12 protein-coding genes are annotated in these 13,303 nt (G+C 60.0%); 5 read left to right on the top strand and 7 right to left on the bottom strand.

All coding sequences use genetic code 11. The features are described 5' to 3' along the window. The 5 genes from PMI24_RS06385 to cobA form a co-directional block, all read left to right on the top strand. Nucleotides 1-936 (top strand): serine/threonine protein kinase (locus tag PMI24_RS06385; protein WP_007951995.1); only part of this gene is annotated, 936 nt, incomplete at its 5' end. A 309-nt stretch (nucleotides 937-1,245) separates the two neighbouring features. Then, nucleotides 1,246-3,699 (top strand): nitrite reductase large subunit NirB, encoded by a 2,454-nt coding sequence (nirB, locus tag PMI24_RS06380; protein ID WP_045121673.1) that lies wholly within the window; start codon nucleotides 1,246-1,248, stop codon nucleotides 3,697-3,699. Continuing rightward, nucleotides 3,696-4,013, top strand: a complete 318-nt coding sequence (nirD, locus tag PMI24_RS06375) for a nitrite reductase small subunit NirD (RefSeq protein WP_007951992.1) — start codon at nucleotides 3,696-3,698, stop codon at nucleotides 4,011-4,013. Before nirB ends, nirD begins: the two co-directional genes overlap by 4 nt. Further along, nucleotides 4,013-6,727: a nitrate reductase gene (locus PMI24_RS06370; protein ID WP_007951991.1), complete on the top strand. Its 2,715-nt coding sequence runs from the start codon at nucleotides 4,013-4,015 to the stop codon at nucleotides 6,725-6,727. The genes nirD and PMI24_RS06370 overlap by 1 nt, the downstream gene beginning before the upstream one ends. A gap of 13 nt (nucleotides 6,728-6,740) precedes the next feature. Beyond that, nucleotides 6,741-7,493 (top strand): uroporphyrinogen-III C-methyltransferase, encoded by a 753-nt coding sequence (gene cobA, locus PMI24_RS06365; protein ID WP_007951990.1) that lies wholly within the window; start codon nucleotides 6,741-6,743, stop codon nucleotides 7,491-7,493. A gap of 75 nt (nucleotides 7,494-7,568) precedes the next feature. Here the strand turns inward: cobA and PMI24_RS06360 are convergent, their stop codons facing one another. The 7 genes from PMI24_RS06360 to PMI24_RS06330 form a co-directional block, all read right to left on the bottom strand. Beyond that, nucleotides 7,569-8,603, bottom strand: coding sequence for an OmpA family protein (locus PMI24_RS06360; protein ID WP_007951988.1), 1,035 nt, complete (start codon nucleotides 8,601-8,603; stop codon nucleotides 7,569-7,571). A 107-nt stretch (nucleotides 8,604-8,710) separates the two neighbouring features. Next, nucleotides 8,711-9,301 carry an RNA polymerase sigma factor SigX gene (sigX, locus tag PMI24_RS06355; protein ID WP_011333251.1) on the bottom strand — a complete coding sequence of 197 codons (591 nt, stop codon included), beginning with the start codon at nucleotides 9,299-9,301 and terminating at the stop codon, nucleotides 8,711-8,713. Between the two features lie 90 nt (nucleotides 9,302-9,391). Beyond that, nucleotides 9,392-10,216, bottom strand: a complete 825-nt coding sequence (locus tag PMI24_RS06350; protein WP_007951987.1) for a mechanosensitive ion channel family protein — start codon at nucleotides 10,214-10,216, stop codon at nucleotides 9,392-9,394. Between the two features lie 2 nt (nucleotides 10,217-10,218). Next, complete coding sequence (locus PMI24_RS06345) at nucleotides 10,219-10,467, bottom strand: hypothetical protein (RefSeq protein WP_007951986.1); 249 nt, start codon at nucleotides 10,465-10,467, stop codon at nucleotides 10,219-10,221. A 63-nt stretch (nucleotides 10,468-10,530) separates the two neighbouring features. After that, a complete protein-coding gene (locus PMI24_RS06340; RefSeq protein WP_007951985.1) occupies nucleotides 10,531-11,526 on the bottom strand; it encodes a zinc transporter ZntB in 996 nt (331 codons plus the stop codon). A 24-nt stretch (nucleotides 11,527-11,550) separates the two neighbouring features. After that, entirely contained in the window at nucleotides 11,551-12,042 is a 492-nt protein-coding gene (gene rraA, locus PMI24_RS06335; protein WP_007951984.1) for a ribonuclease E activity regulator RraA, read from the bottom strand. Nucleotides 12,043-12,268: 226 nt separating this feature from the next. Next, a complete protein-coding gene (locus PMI24_RS06330) occupies nucleotides 12,269-13,258 on the bottom strand; it encodes an alpha/beta fold hydrolase (RefSeq protein ID WP_007951983.1) in 990 nt (329 codons plus the stop codon). Nucleotides 13,259-13,303 lie beyond the last annotated feature (45 nt).

Genomic DNA, 13,303 nt, shown 5'->3' with positions numbered 1-13,303 from the left:
TGGCCGCTGCCCCCGCCGCTGAAACCGGGTCAGGTCTTTGAAGGCTGGCGGGTTCAAGAGGTTATAGGTCGCAGCCAGCAATCACTGCTGTATCGCGTACTTGATGGTCAGGGCCAGGCGTGGCTGTTGAAGACGCTGCCTGCACAACTGGCAGACGATGCCCACGCCGGTCAGGCCTTGCTGGCGGAGGAATGGTTTCTCAAACGCGTCGCCGGGCGGCACTTCCCTGAAGTCCATAGCGCCGGCCAGCGTCAGCATTTGTACTATGTGATGCGTGAATATTCAGGGACGACCCTGGCTCAGTTGTTCGGGCAAAGCGGCCCTCTGCCACTGGCTCAGGGGCACGATCTGGCCGAACGCCTGTTGCGGGCCGTCGGCCTTTTGCATCGACGGCAGATCCTGCACCGCGACATCAAACCGGAAAACCTGCACCTGGGGGACGACGGCGAGTTGCGCCTGCTGGATTTCGGTCTGGCGTATTGCCCCGGCCTGTCGCAAGACGCACCGTCAACCCTGCCCGGAACCCCGAGCTTCATCGCTCCGGAGGCCTTTCAAAGCGCAGTACCCAGCGCACAACAGGATCTGTATGCGGTGGGCGTGACCTTGTATTTTTTGCTCACCGGGCATTTTCCCTACGGCGAGATCGAAGCCTTCCAGCGCCCGCGTTTCGGGGTGCCGGTGAGTGCCGGTCGCTATCGCCCGGATCTGCCGGAGTGGCTGGCGCAGTGTCTGGAGCGCGGTGTGGCGGCCGATCCTTTGCAGCGCTATGAAACCGCCGAGGAATGGTTGCTGATTCTGGAGCAAGGTGAGCGCCGCAGCCTGAGTGTGCGCCCTCGCCCCTTGCTGGAACGGGAGCCGCTGAAGGTCTGGCGGACGTTGGCGTTGCTGGCGCTGCTGGGCAATCTGGTGCTGCTGTTCCTGTTGTTTCATGGTTGATGCGGCGCTCCATTAACGGGCGCGCCGCTTCCATTCAGTGCAAAAACCACAATGAACATCTGGCCAATTCCAGCATTACCCCAGTGAATTCGCGGCTCACCGCAACTTGGCACAACCACTGCATTAACGTTTTCAACTGACATAAAGCCCGACCTTCAACGACGAAGGCCAGGCTTCCCGAGAGAACGGGACAAGGACAAAGGCGTCCTCGCTAGGTAACTGGCGGGACGCCTTTTTTGTTTGCGCCATTTTTGTCGAGCAAGGCCTGACTGCCCACAAGAGGCAAGCCCGATGCTCCCGGAGAACCTGATGAAAAAACTCAAACTGGTGATGATCGGCAATGGCATGGCCGGGGTCCGCACCCTGGAAGAACTGCTCAAGCTGAGCAACGAGCTGTACGACATCACGGTCTTCGGCGCCGAACCGCACACCAACTACAACCGCATCCTTTTGTCGCCGGTATTGGCCGGCGAACAGACCTTCGAAGAGATCGTGCTCAACGACCTCGACTGGTACCTGGAAAACAACATCAAACTGCTGCTCAACCGCAAAGTGGTGGAGATCGACCGGGTCAAACGCCGGGTGATCGCCGAGGATGGCACCGAGGCCGAATACGATCGCCTGCTGATCGCCACCGGCTCGACCCCGTTCATCCTGCCGATCCCCGGCAACACCTTGCAGGGCGTGATCGGTTACCGCGACATCGCCGACACCCAGGCGATGATCGACACCGCCAAGACCCACAAGCACGCCGTGGTGATCGGCGGCGGCCTGCTCGGCCTCGAAGCGGCCAACGGCCTGATGCTGCGCGGCATGCACGTCACCGTGGTACACCTCGGTGAATGGCTGCTGGAGCGGCAACTGGACAAGACCAGCGGCCAGCTCCTGCAAACCGCCCTCGAGTCCCGTGGCCTGCACTTTCGCCTGTGCGAACAGACCCAGGCCCTGCACGACGCCGGCAACGGTCGCGTGGGCTCGGTGCAATTCAAGAACGGCGATATCATTCCCGCTGATCTGGTGGTGATGGCTGCCGGCATTCGCCCCAACACCGAACTCGCGGAAAAGGCCGGCATTCCGTGCAATCGCGGGATTCTGGTCAACGACACCCTGCAAACCTACGACCCGCGCATCTATGCCATCGGCGAGTGCGCCAGCCACCGTGGCATCGCCTACGGCCTGGTGGCACCACTGTTCGAACAGGCCAAGGTCTGCGCCAACCACCTGGCGCAACTGGGTTTCGCCCGCTATCAGGGCTCAGTGACTTCCACAAAATTGAAAGTCACCGGCATCGACCTGTTTTCCGCCGGCGACTTCATGGGCGGCGAAGGCACCGAGACCATCACCCTCTCCGACCCGATCGGCGGGGTGTACAAAAAACTGGTGATCAAGGATGACGTGCTGGTCGGCGCCTGTCTGTACGGCGATACGGCAGATGGCGGTTGGTATTTCCGGCAGATTCGTGAGAATCACGCCATCGGCGAGATCCGCGATCACTTGATGTTTGGCGAAAACGCCTTGGGCGACGTAGGACATCAAGGCCAGGACAAAGCCATGAGCATGGCCGACAACGCCGAAGTCTGCGGCTGCAACGGCGTGTGCAAGGGCACCATCGTCAAGGCGATTCAGGAACACGGGCTGTTCAGCGTCGACGAGGTGAAAAAACACACCAAGGCCGCCAGTTCCTGCGGTTCCTGCGCGGGGCTGGTCGAGCAGATCCTGATCAACACCGTCGGCGGCGCGGCGGACGTCAAACCGAAAAGCGAAAAAGCCATCTGCGGTTGCAGCGACCTCAACCACGGCCAGATCCGCCAGGCCATTCGCGAACAGCACCTGCTGACCATCGCCGGCACCATGAGCTACCTCAACTGGCGCACCCCGAACGGCTGCGCCACTTGCCGCCCGGCCCTCAACTATTACCTGATTTCCACCTGGCCCGGCGAAGCCAAGGACGATCCGCAGTCGCGCCTGATCAACGAGCGGGCCCACGCCAACATCCAGAAGGACGGCACTTATTCGGTGGTGCCACGGATGTGGGGCGGCGTGACCAACCCGTCGGAGCTGCGGCGGATCGCCGACGTGGCGGACAAATATCAGGTGCCGATGGTCAAGGTCACCGGCGGCCAGCGCATCGACCTTTTGGGAATCAAGAAACAGGACCTGCCCGGCGTGTGGAAAGACCTCGACATGCCGTCCGGCCACGCCTACGGCAAATCGATCCGCACCGTGAAAACCTGCGTCGGCAGCGAGTTTTGCCGCTTCGGCACGCAGAATTCGACCCAGCTGGGCATCGACCTTGAACATGACCTGTTCAACATGTGGTCGCCGCACAAAGTGAAGCTGGCGGTCTCCGGATGCCCACGCAACTGTTCGGAAGCGGGGATCAAGGACGTAGGAATCATCGGCGTCGATTCCGGCTGGGAGATGTACATCGGTGGCAACGGCGGGATCAAGACCGAAGTCGCCGAGTTCTTCGTCAAGCTCAAGACCGCCGAAGAGGTGCGCGAATACAACGGCGCGTTCCTGCAGCTGTACCGCGAAGAAGCCTTCTACCTCGAACGCACCGTGCACTACCTGCAACGGGTCGGCATGGAGCACATCAAGAAAGCCGTGCTGGAAGATCCCGAGCGTCGCAAGGCCCTGAACGAGCGCCTGCAATTCTCCCTGTCGTTCGAACAGGACCCTTGGAAAGAGCGCCTCGCCCAGCCGCAACTGAAAAAAGAATTCGACGTGATCCCCGTGAAAAACCTGGAGGTGCCGGCATGAACTGGCTCGATATCTGTGCCCTGGAAGAGATCAACGCCCTCGGTTCGCGGATCATCGCCGGGCCCAAAGGTGACATCGCGATCTTTCGCACAAGCGACGACGAAGTGTTCGCACTCGATGACCGTTGCCCGCACAAGGGCGGCCCGTTGTCCCAAGGCCTGATCTACGGCAAACGTGTCGCCTGTCCGCTGCACAACTGGCAGATTGACCTGCAATCCGGCGAAGCCCAGGCGCCGGACGTCGGCTGCGCGCACCATCACCCGGCTCGGGTCGAAAACGGCCGCGTGCAATTGGCCCTGCGGGACGCCGTCTGATGAACCGCCAGACGACCGCCTCGACCTGCTGTTATTGCGGGGTCGGCTGCGGCGTGCTGATCGAGCATGACGGCGAGCGCATCCTCGGCGTCAGCGGCGATCCGGCGCACCCGGCCAACTTCGGCAAACTGTGCAGCAAAGGCTCGACCCTGCACCTGACTGGCGACCTGGCGGCCCGAGCGCTGTACCCGGAATTGCGCCTGGGCAAAGGCCTGGCGCGCAGTCGCTGCGACTGGGACACCGCGCTGGATCACGCCACCAACGTTTTCGCCGAAACAATCGCCGAACACGGCCCGGACAGCGTGGCGTTCTACATCTCCGGGCAGTTGCTGACCGAGGATTACTACGCCTTCAACAAACTGGCGCGAGCGCTGGTCGGCACCAATAACATCGACAGCAATTCGCGACTGTGCATGTCTTCGGCGGTGGTTGGCTACAAGCGTAGCCTCGGCGCGGACGCGCCACCCTGCAGCTACGACGACCTGGAGCTGAGCGATTGCGTGGTGATCGTCGGCAGTAACATGGCCTACGCCCATCCGGTACTTTTTCGCCGTCTCGAAGAAGCAAAATCCCGCCGCCCGCAGATGAAAGTCGTCGTCATTGATCCACGGCGCACCGACACCTGCGATCTGGCGGACCTGCATCTGGCGATTCTGCCGGGCACCGATGTCGCCTTGTTCCATGGGATTTTGCATCTGCTGTTGTGGGAAGACTGGATCGACCGCGACTTCATCAAGGCGCACACCGACGGGCTCGCCGAGCTGAAAAGCCTGGTGCGCGATTACACCCCGGCGATGGTTTCGCAGCTGTGCGGGATCAGCGTCGAGCAGTTGCAGCAATGCGCCGAATGGATCGGCACCGCGCCGAGTTTTCTGTCGCTGTGGTGCATGGGCCTGAACCAGTCCACCGCCGGCAGCGCGAAGAACAGTGCGCTGATCAATCTGCACCTGGCCACCGGGCAAATCGGCCGGCCGGGTGCAGGACCTTTCTCTTTGACCGGTCAGCCGAATGCCATGGGGGGGCGCGAAACCGGCAGCCTTTCCAATCTGTTGCCCGGTCACCGTGAAGTCGCCAATCCAGAGCATCGCGCCGAAGTGGCGGCGTATTGGGGTGTGGATAAGCTGCCGGAGAATACCGGTCTCAGCGCCATCGAACTGTTTGAACAGGTGCGCGACGGCAAGATCAAGGCGTTGTGGATTGCTTGCACCAACCCCGCACAATCGATGCCGGATCAGAACGCCGTCCGCGCCGCGCTGGAGAATTGTCCGTTCGTGGTGTTGCAGGAGGCGTTCCGTACCACCGAAACCGCAGCGTTTGCCGATCTGCTGTTGCCGGCGGCCAGTTGGGGCGAGAAGGAAGGCTCTGTAACCAACTCCGAACGGCGGATTTCCCACGTCCGCCAGGCCATTGCCGCACCGGGTGAAGCGCGCCCGGACTGGGCGATCACGGTGGATTTCGCACAACGTCTGGAGAAACGTCTGCGCCCGCAGCAGTCTGGCCTGTTTGCCTTCGAGCAACCGGCACAGTTGTTTGACGAGTACAAACAACTGACCCGGGGTCGCGATCTGGATTTGTCCGGGATCAGCCATGGGTTGATTGATGAACTGGGGCCACAGCAATGGCCCTTTCCCGCTGGTGCCCGCCAAGGTACAGCCCGGCTGTATGGCGACGGAATCTTTCCTACGCCGAACGGGCGCGCGCAGTTCGTTGCCGATCCCTATCGCGCCGCCAAGGAACAACGCGACGCGCGTTTTCCCCTGACCCTGATCACCGGTCGCCTGCGTGATCAATGGCACGGTATGAGCCGCACCGGCACGGCGGCGCAGTTATTCGGTCATGTCAGCGAAGCAGTGTTGAGCCTGCATCCTGACGAGTTGCGCCGTCACCGCTTGCAACCGGGGGATCTGGTGAATCTGAAAAGTCGTCGAGGCGCAGTGATCGTGGCGGTCGCCAGCGATGACAGCGTGCGTCCGGGCCAGGCGTTCCTGCCGATGCACTGGGGCGATCGTTTCCTCAAGGGGGGTGTGAACAGCCTGACCCTGCCCGCCTTCGATCCTTTGTCGAAACAACCGGAACTCAAGCACAGCGGTGTACGGCTGGAACCGGTGAATTTGCCATGGCAACTGTTCGCACTGATCGAGGGCGATGTTCAACGGCATTTCGAGGCGCTTCGACCGCTCTGTGAGGCGTTTTCCTACGCAAGTCTCAGCCTTGTCGGACGTGAACGGCCTGCGCTGCTGATACGCGCAGCCAGCGCCGTGGCGCCGGAGCCGCAATTGCTGCGTGAAATCGACCAGTGCCTGGCCCTGATCGACGGGCCGGTGCTGGCCTATGACGATCCTCGCCGCGCCATCGGCAAACGGGTACGGATTGAAAACGGACGAATCACCGCGATCCGTCTGGCCGGTGAAACCCTCGCCCAACACTGGTTGCAAGGCCTGTGGCTGGAGGGGCGTGCCGACGAACAACTGCGGCGCTGGCTGCTGGCACCGATGAGTGCGCCGCCGGGCAATGCAGGTGCGCAGGTTGTGGCGGACAAAACCCTGTGCAACTGCAAGAACGTCAGCCACAGCGCGGTTTGCGCCGGTATTCGTGAAGGTCTTGATCTACAGGGTTTGAAAAACAAGTTGGGGTGCGGCACGCAATGCGGTTCCTGCGTCCCGGAAATCAAGCGTTTGCTGGCCGCCGAAGTACGGCCGGTCGCCGTCATCTGAAGAGGAAAACACCATGAACGCGAAAGTCTGGCTGGTGGGCGCGGGCCCCGGTGATCCTGAATTGCTGACGCTCAAAGCGGTGCGTGCCTTGCGCGAGGCCGAGGTGGTGCTGATCGACGATCTGGTCAATGAAGCGGTACTTGAGCACTGCCCTGCTGCGCGGATCATTGCCGTCGGCAAACGCGGTGGCTGTCGCTCGACGCCCCAGGCGTTTATTCATCGGTTGATGCTGCGTTACTCACGTCAGGGAAAATGCGTGGTGCGGCTCAAGGGCGGCGATCCGTGCATTTTCGGGCGTGGGGGTGAGGAAGCGCAGTGGTTGCGCGAGCGCGGGGTCGAGGTGGAATTGGTCAATGGCATCACCGCCGGACTGGCCGGCGCGACCCAGTGTGATATTCCACTGACGTTGCGCGGCGTGGCCCGAGGCGTGACGCTAGTCACGGCTCATACCCAGGACGATAGCCAGTTGAACTGGCGGGCCCTGGCGCAAGGCGGGACGACGCTGGTGATTTACATGGGAGTGGCAAAGCTCGGCGAGATTCGGGAACAGCTGTTGGCGGGCGGTATGGCGGCTGATACGCCGGTGGCGATGATCGAGAACGCCTCGTTGCCGGAGCAGCGCGAATGCCGCAGCAATCTGACAGCGATGGAAGACGATGCCCTTGGTTACCAGCTCAAAAGCCCTGCGATTCTGGTCATAGGCGCCGTCGCAGCGGCTGCGTCCCAGGTCGATTCGATTCACTGGCCAGCCGACCGATTGGCCTGAAAATCCCCGGTTTCACCAAATCGCAGGCAAAGAAAAGCCCGGCCTAAGCCGGGCTTTTCTCAGAGCGGCAGCTAATTACTTAGCTTGAGCTTCAACCTGCGCTTCTACGCGACGGTTAACAGCACGGCCAGCGTCAGTTTTGTTGTCAGCAACTGGGCGGGTTTCGCCGTAGCCAACAGACTGAACGCGGGACGATTCAACACCGTACTGGTTGGTCAGAACTTGCTTAACGGCGTTTGCACGACGCTCGGACAGTTTCTGGTTGTAAGCGTCAGGACCGACGTTGTCAGTGTGACCTTCAACAGTAGTGGTGGTGGATGGGTACTGCTTCATGAAGTCAGCCAGGTTCTTGATGTCGCCGTAGCTGTTTGGCTTCACAACCGACTTGTCGAAGTCGAACTTGACGTCCAGCTCAACACGAACAACTTCAGCAACTGCAGGGCAGCCATCAGCGTCAACAGTTACGTTGGCTGGGGTGTCCGGGCACTTGTCAACGTTGTCGCAAACGCCGTCGTTGTCGCTGTCGGAGCAGACTTCAGCTGGTGCTGGAACTGGAGCAGCAGCTGGCTTGGAGCCGCCACCGAAGTTCACACCGATACCGACGCTAGGAGCCCACTCGGTGTCGCCCTGGTCGATGTTGTACTGAGCTTCAACGCCAGCACGGGCGTAGAAGTTGTCGGTGAAGTACAGCTTGGCACCAGCGCCCAGGTTGGCGAAGGTGGAACGGTTACGACCGTTCGAGCCGTTCTGGTCGATGCTCTGGTCGGAGAAACCGGCCGAGACGTATGGACGCAGCATGTCGCCTGGGTTGTTGAAGTGGTACAGAGCGTCCAGAGCGGTGTTAGCGCCTTTGACGTTCTTGCCATCGTCGGCACGCACGTTGTGCACTTCGTCGTAGCCCAGACGCAGTTCAACGTCGTCGGTCAGGAAGTAACCGATCGAACCGCCGAACAGGTTGCCGTTGTTCTTGAAGTTACGAGCGCTGTCGAATTGTTCTTTCTTTGCGAAGCCTTCGATTTCAACTGCGCCTTGGCCTTGTGCCAGAGCGCCGAAAGAAGTGGCGGCAATCAAAGAACCAATGGCCAAGCCCAAGGTGTTTTTCAGTTTCATCCGTTAAATCCCCATCTGGTGATTGTGAAGCAGTCCCGCAAACCGGGGGACAACTCGGCGGCAAGTCTATCAGAACTTGCCTACACGTAAGAGATATTTGCGCCGAACTAAGTTTCAGCAATGCCTGCAAATTTCTCACGCAATTTATCAAGAGCGCGTTTGTAACGCATTTTTGTCGCACTCAAACCCATGTGCATGATGTCTGCGATCTCCTGAAATTCCAGCTCTGCGACAAATCGTAGCACCAGAATTTCCCGGTCGATCGGGTTCACATACACCAGCCAGCGATCCAGTCCGCCCTTCTCTTCGGGTTTCGGCGCCTTTTCTTCGGACGCTTCCTCGAGGGGGTCAAGACTCAGTGCGTCCATCAAGCGACGCTTTCGCCGTTCCTTCCGATACTGCGTGATGCATTCGTTGTAAGTGATGCTATATAGCCACGTCTTGAACTTCGATTTCCCCTCGAAGTTCTTCAGGCCGTACAGCACCTTCAACATCACTTCCTGACAGACATCGTCTGCGTCGCGATCGTTCCCGAGATATCGCGCACAAACGTTAAATAATGTGCGCTGGTAACGCCGCATCAATTCTTCATACGCGCGCGTCACGTGAAAAAGCTCGGTATGCGAGCGCGCGACCAACTCCTCATCAGAGAGCTCGCGGGGGTCGTAGCGCGTGGATAGCGTTTGGGCTTTATTCAAAACAAGTCGTGCCGACAGTCAGGTCAATGTCCACCGCAGCCAGCGACAGCTGGCATTTTGCGGCGGCATACATTAGCAGGGTTTGCCGGGTTAGCGGCTACTCACATGCTGCTCCAGCAGGATCCGATTGGAGAGAGAGACTAGCTCACCCTCATCGGTCAGCAATGTGGTCTTAACCGTGCCGATCTCTTCGATCTGGCCTTCGACCTCGCCAATACGCACTTGTTGCCCAACCTGATACAACTCACGCACATAGATTCCCGCAAGAATCTGACCGGCAATTTCCCGGCTTCCCAAACCCATGGCCAGCGCAACCGCCAGACCAACGGTAATCAATACGATGACGATCACATGGTTCAGCAGGTCGGTCTTGACCTCCAGCTGACTGATCGCGACCGAAATGCTGATGATGATCACCAGGCCCTGGGCAATTCGCCCAAGCCCTGAAGCGTAGTCCAGGCCTACGCCTTCTGCCGCCCCGCGAACCAGGCCATTGGCCAATTGTGCGAGCAGGACACCCACCAGCAACACCAGCGCGGCACCGAACACTTTCGGCAAATACAGCGCGAGCATGTCAAGCGTAGCTGAAACTCGCTCAAGTCCAAGGGATTCTGCTGCCGAAACCAGGAAAATCAGCAGAACGAACCAATAGACGATCTTGCCGATCAGGGTCGAGATCGGTACTTGCAGCCCCGCGCGGGACATCAATTTGGTCAGGCCGGTGCCGCCCATCAGGCGATCGAGGCCCAGTTTGGCCAGCAGTTTGGACAGCAAGGTGTCCAGCAGCTTGGCCACGACAAAACCCAACAGCAGCACAACCAGTGCGCCGAACAGGTTCGGAATGAAGTTAGCGACTTTGGTCCACAACGCAGTCATTGCAGTGACGAGGCTCTGAGTCCAGAGATCAAGTTCCATATTCAATCAGCCTTATCAGCAGTGCGAGCGGTAGGTTTACGAAGACGGGAGACCGGCGCGACATGGGCCGAGCCGTTATTAAGGGCGATCATCAGCGCGGGCAGCCAGCGGCCCAGCAGGCTGAACAGATCGCCGGCGCCAACCTGGCGGTTGGCGGTTTTGAGTACGCGGCCCAGGCAGGCATCGTCGTCGCGGCTGGACGGCGAGGCGTTGAGCATGTCGCGCAAAGACTGTTCAAACGGATCGTGCATACGCACCTCTCGTGATGTCTGTGAAAGACGCGGGCAAATTTGGTCGGGTCACATGGCGCATCTTCATACCCAGCGCAAACGGCGGAACAACCACCATTGTCCGAACGCCAGGGCGAGCACCGTCAGGCAGGCGATCAGGAAACCATAAGGGCTGCTCGCGAACGGAATGCCGCCGACATTGATGCCCAGCAGACCGGTCAGAAAACTCATCGGCAAAAAGATGCAGGTGATGATCCCGAAGCGATACATCGTGCGATTCATGCGCACGCTCAATCGCCGGTCTTCGGCCTCCAGCACAAGCCCCACGCGCTCTCGGGTCAATTCGAGCTCTTCGAGATAACGGGTCAGGCTGTTGTTCAATTCGTTCCAGTAGTCGGCATCGTCATCGACGAACCATGGCAGTTTTATCCGCGTCAGCTGTCCGAAAATATCCCGCTGCGGTGCCAGAAAACGCTTCAGTCCGGCAGCCCGGCGACGGATGTGCAAAATGGCGCCATGCTCGGGGGTATACCGTTCGTCGGCATCCAGTTTTTCTTCCTCTTCGTCGACCACTTCGGAGAGGCAAGTCACCAGATCCTGCACCTTGTTGGTGAGGAATTGCGCCAGATAAAGCATCAGTTCGGACGAGGTTTTCGGCCCTTTGCCCTCGCCCAGCATCACCAACAACTCGTCGGTGGCGCGCAATGGACGCAAGCGCAGGGAAATCACCCGCTGGGCCGAAGCGAAAATCCGCACCGACACCATGTCTTCCGGCTCGGCACCCGGATTGAGATTGACCCCGCGCAAAAACAGCAGCAGCTCGGAATCCGGCAGCGGCAACAGGCGTGGGCGGGTGTTTTCTTCCAGCAGCAGATCGCACGTGAACTCGTTGAGCCCACTGGATTTGCGCAGCCAGGTCTGGGTCTGCGGGTGACTGCGATCCCAGTGCAACCACAGGCTTTCATGAGCCTGCAGTTGCAGATCGTCGAGATCAGTCCGGGCTATCGAACGCGCACCGCCTTTACCGTCCAGCACCAGGGCATGCACCAGCCCCCATTGCGCGTTTTCTTCCTCGAACATCCTCACCCCTGTGGTTACCGCGATTTATTCAGGCATTTTCAGCGGACTTGGCGAGATGATCACGCCATTGTTGTCCGCATAGATGTACTGGCCGGGATGGAAAGTGACACCCGCGAAGGTCACCGGCACGTTGAGGTCGCCGATACCGCGCTTGTCGGTTTTCATCGGGTGGCTGGCCAGGGCCTGCACGCCAAGATCGGTCTGGGCGATGACGTCGACATCACGAATGCAGCCGTAGATGACCAACCCTTCCCAACCGTTTTTCGAGGCTTTCTCGGCGAGCATGTCACCCAGCAGCGCACGACGCAGGGAACCGCCGCCATCAACCACCAGCACCTTGCCATTACCCTTGAGCTCGACCTGCTCCTTGACCAGCGAGTTGTCTTCGAAGCACTTGATGGTCACGATCTCGCCGCCGAACGAATCACGGCCGCCGAAATTGCTGAACATCGGGTCCAGCACCTGAACCAGCTCCGGGTAGGCGTCGCACAGGTCAGGCGTAAGGTAATGGTTCATCGAATAACTCCTGTAACAAGGAAGACGATCAAGGATGTCGCACTCTTTTGAAACGAGTTCCGGCGGTCGCTGTTTACCTTAGCCCATGTCATGGTCGCTGAACGAACCTGAACACAAGCTGAAACGTAATAGCGAAACAGTCACTAAATATGACCAGAACCGTCCAATGCGTCATATCTTAGCCGCAAGCCGACTCGAACGAAATGCCCTTTTCAGGGCGCTGCGCTCAGACCGCTGCCGCCAGATCCGGCTTCTCACCGAGCAATGGCGTGTGCTGATCCGCCAGCCAACGCGCCACCAGCGGCCAGACCTCAGCCTGCGCCGCCTTGCTGACCAGCATTTCGACATGGCCGAACTGATCGTTGAAACCCTGCTCACGGCCCAGGTTGATGAACTGCTTGTGCTCGGAGCCGATCTGTTCGAACAGCTTCTGGCATGCCCAGGCCGGATCCTGATGATCGCCCGCCGCGCTCACCGCCAGCACCGGCACCTGCACATCGGCAAGGCCTGCCCACCAATCCTTGTCCTTGTCGCCGAAACGACCGAACAGCCCGTACCAGCGCATGCTTTCCAGCGCCAGGCCGATCGGCTCGTCCTCGGGGCCGCGCTTGAGTCGCGAACCGGACAACTGGGCAAAACGCTTGAGAATGAAGCGCCCGCTCCACTCCACCGGCGGAATCTTCAGCGGCCAGTACGTGCGACTGACCTGGGTGCCGAAAAACGCCGCCGAGGCCACCGCTGGCTCACCAAGGTATTCGCCGCCCAGCGCAGCCGCCAACGTGATGCCGCCCAGCGAGTGACCGATCCAGTGCGGAATCTGCCCGCTCTGCTCACGGACGAACGCGGCGATGGCCGGCAGATCGTAACGGGCATAGTCGGCGACGCGGTTGCGGCGGTAGTCCTCGTTGCGCTGGGACAAACCGTGACCGCGCATTTCCGGGATCCACACATCGAAGCCCAGACGCGTCAGATACGCGCCCAGGCCCAGGCCCTTCGGCGAAAACCAGAAGCGCCGGTTGGAAAAACTGCCGTGCAGCAAGATCACCGGCACGCCGCGCGACGCCGGCTCATCCGCCATGCCGAGACGGGTTACCGCGATTTCCACGGACCAGTCAGGGCTGTTGCCCGGTTTCAAACGGTAAACGTCTTCGCTCAGATCACCGCGTCGTTCGGCGCTGATCAGGGCGACAGGAAATAGGTTGCTGCTGCTTTGCATAATGCTCTTGCACAAAAAAGGGCGGCATCCGGAGAGCTCGCCCTA

This window comes from Pseudomonas sp. GM25, assembly GCF_000282255.1.
Lineage (GTDB): Bacteria > Pseudomonadota > Gammaproteobacteria > Pseudomonadales > Pseudomonadaceae > Aquipseudomonas > Aquipseudomonas aphyarum.
Note: the sequence above shows the minus strand (reverse complement) of the source record. Positions and strands in the feature narration are given on the sequence as shown.

Coding starts and splice junctions, on each gene's coding strand:
- nirB (WP_045121673.1), top strand. CDS start 1,246: ATGAAAAAACTCAAACTGGTGATGATCGGCAATGGCATGGCCGGGGTC.
- nirD (WP_007951992.1), top strand. CDS start 3,696: ATGAACTGGCTCGATATCTGTGCCCTGGAAGAGATCAACGCCCTCGGT.
- PMI24_RS06370 (WP_007951991.1), top strand. CDS start 4,013: ATGAACCGCCAGACGACCGCCTCGACCTGCTGTTATTGCGGGGTCGGC.
- cobA (WP_007951990.1), top strand. CDS start 6,741: ATGAACGCGAAAGTCTGGCTGGTGGGCGCGGGCCCCGGTGATCCTGAA.
- PMI24_RS06360 (WP_007951988.1), bottom strand. CDS start 8,603: ATGAAACTGAAAAACACCTTGGGCTTGGCCATTGGTTCTTTGATTGCC.
- PMI24_RS06350 (WP_007951987.1), bottom strand. CDS start 10,216: ATGGAACTTGATCTCTGGACTCAGAGCCTCGTCACTGCAATGACTGCG.
- PMI24_RS06345 (WP_007951986.1), bottom strand. CDS start 10,467: ATGCACGATCCGTTTGAACAGTCTTTGCGCGACATGCTCAACGCCTCG.
- PMI24_RS06340 (WP_007951985.1), bottom strand. CDS start 11,526: ATGTTCGAGGAAGAAAACGCGCAATGGGGGCTGGTGCATGCCCTGGTG.
- rraA (WP_007951984.1), bottom strand. CDS start 12,042: ATGAACCATTACCTTACGCCTGACCTGTGCGACGCCTACCCGGAGCTG.
- PMI24_RS06330 (WP_007951983.1), bottom strand. CDS start 13,258: ATGCAAAGCAGCAGCAACCTATTTCCTGTCGCCCTGATCAGCGCCGAA.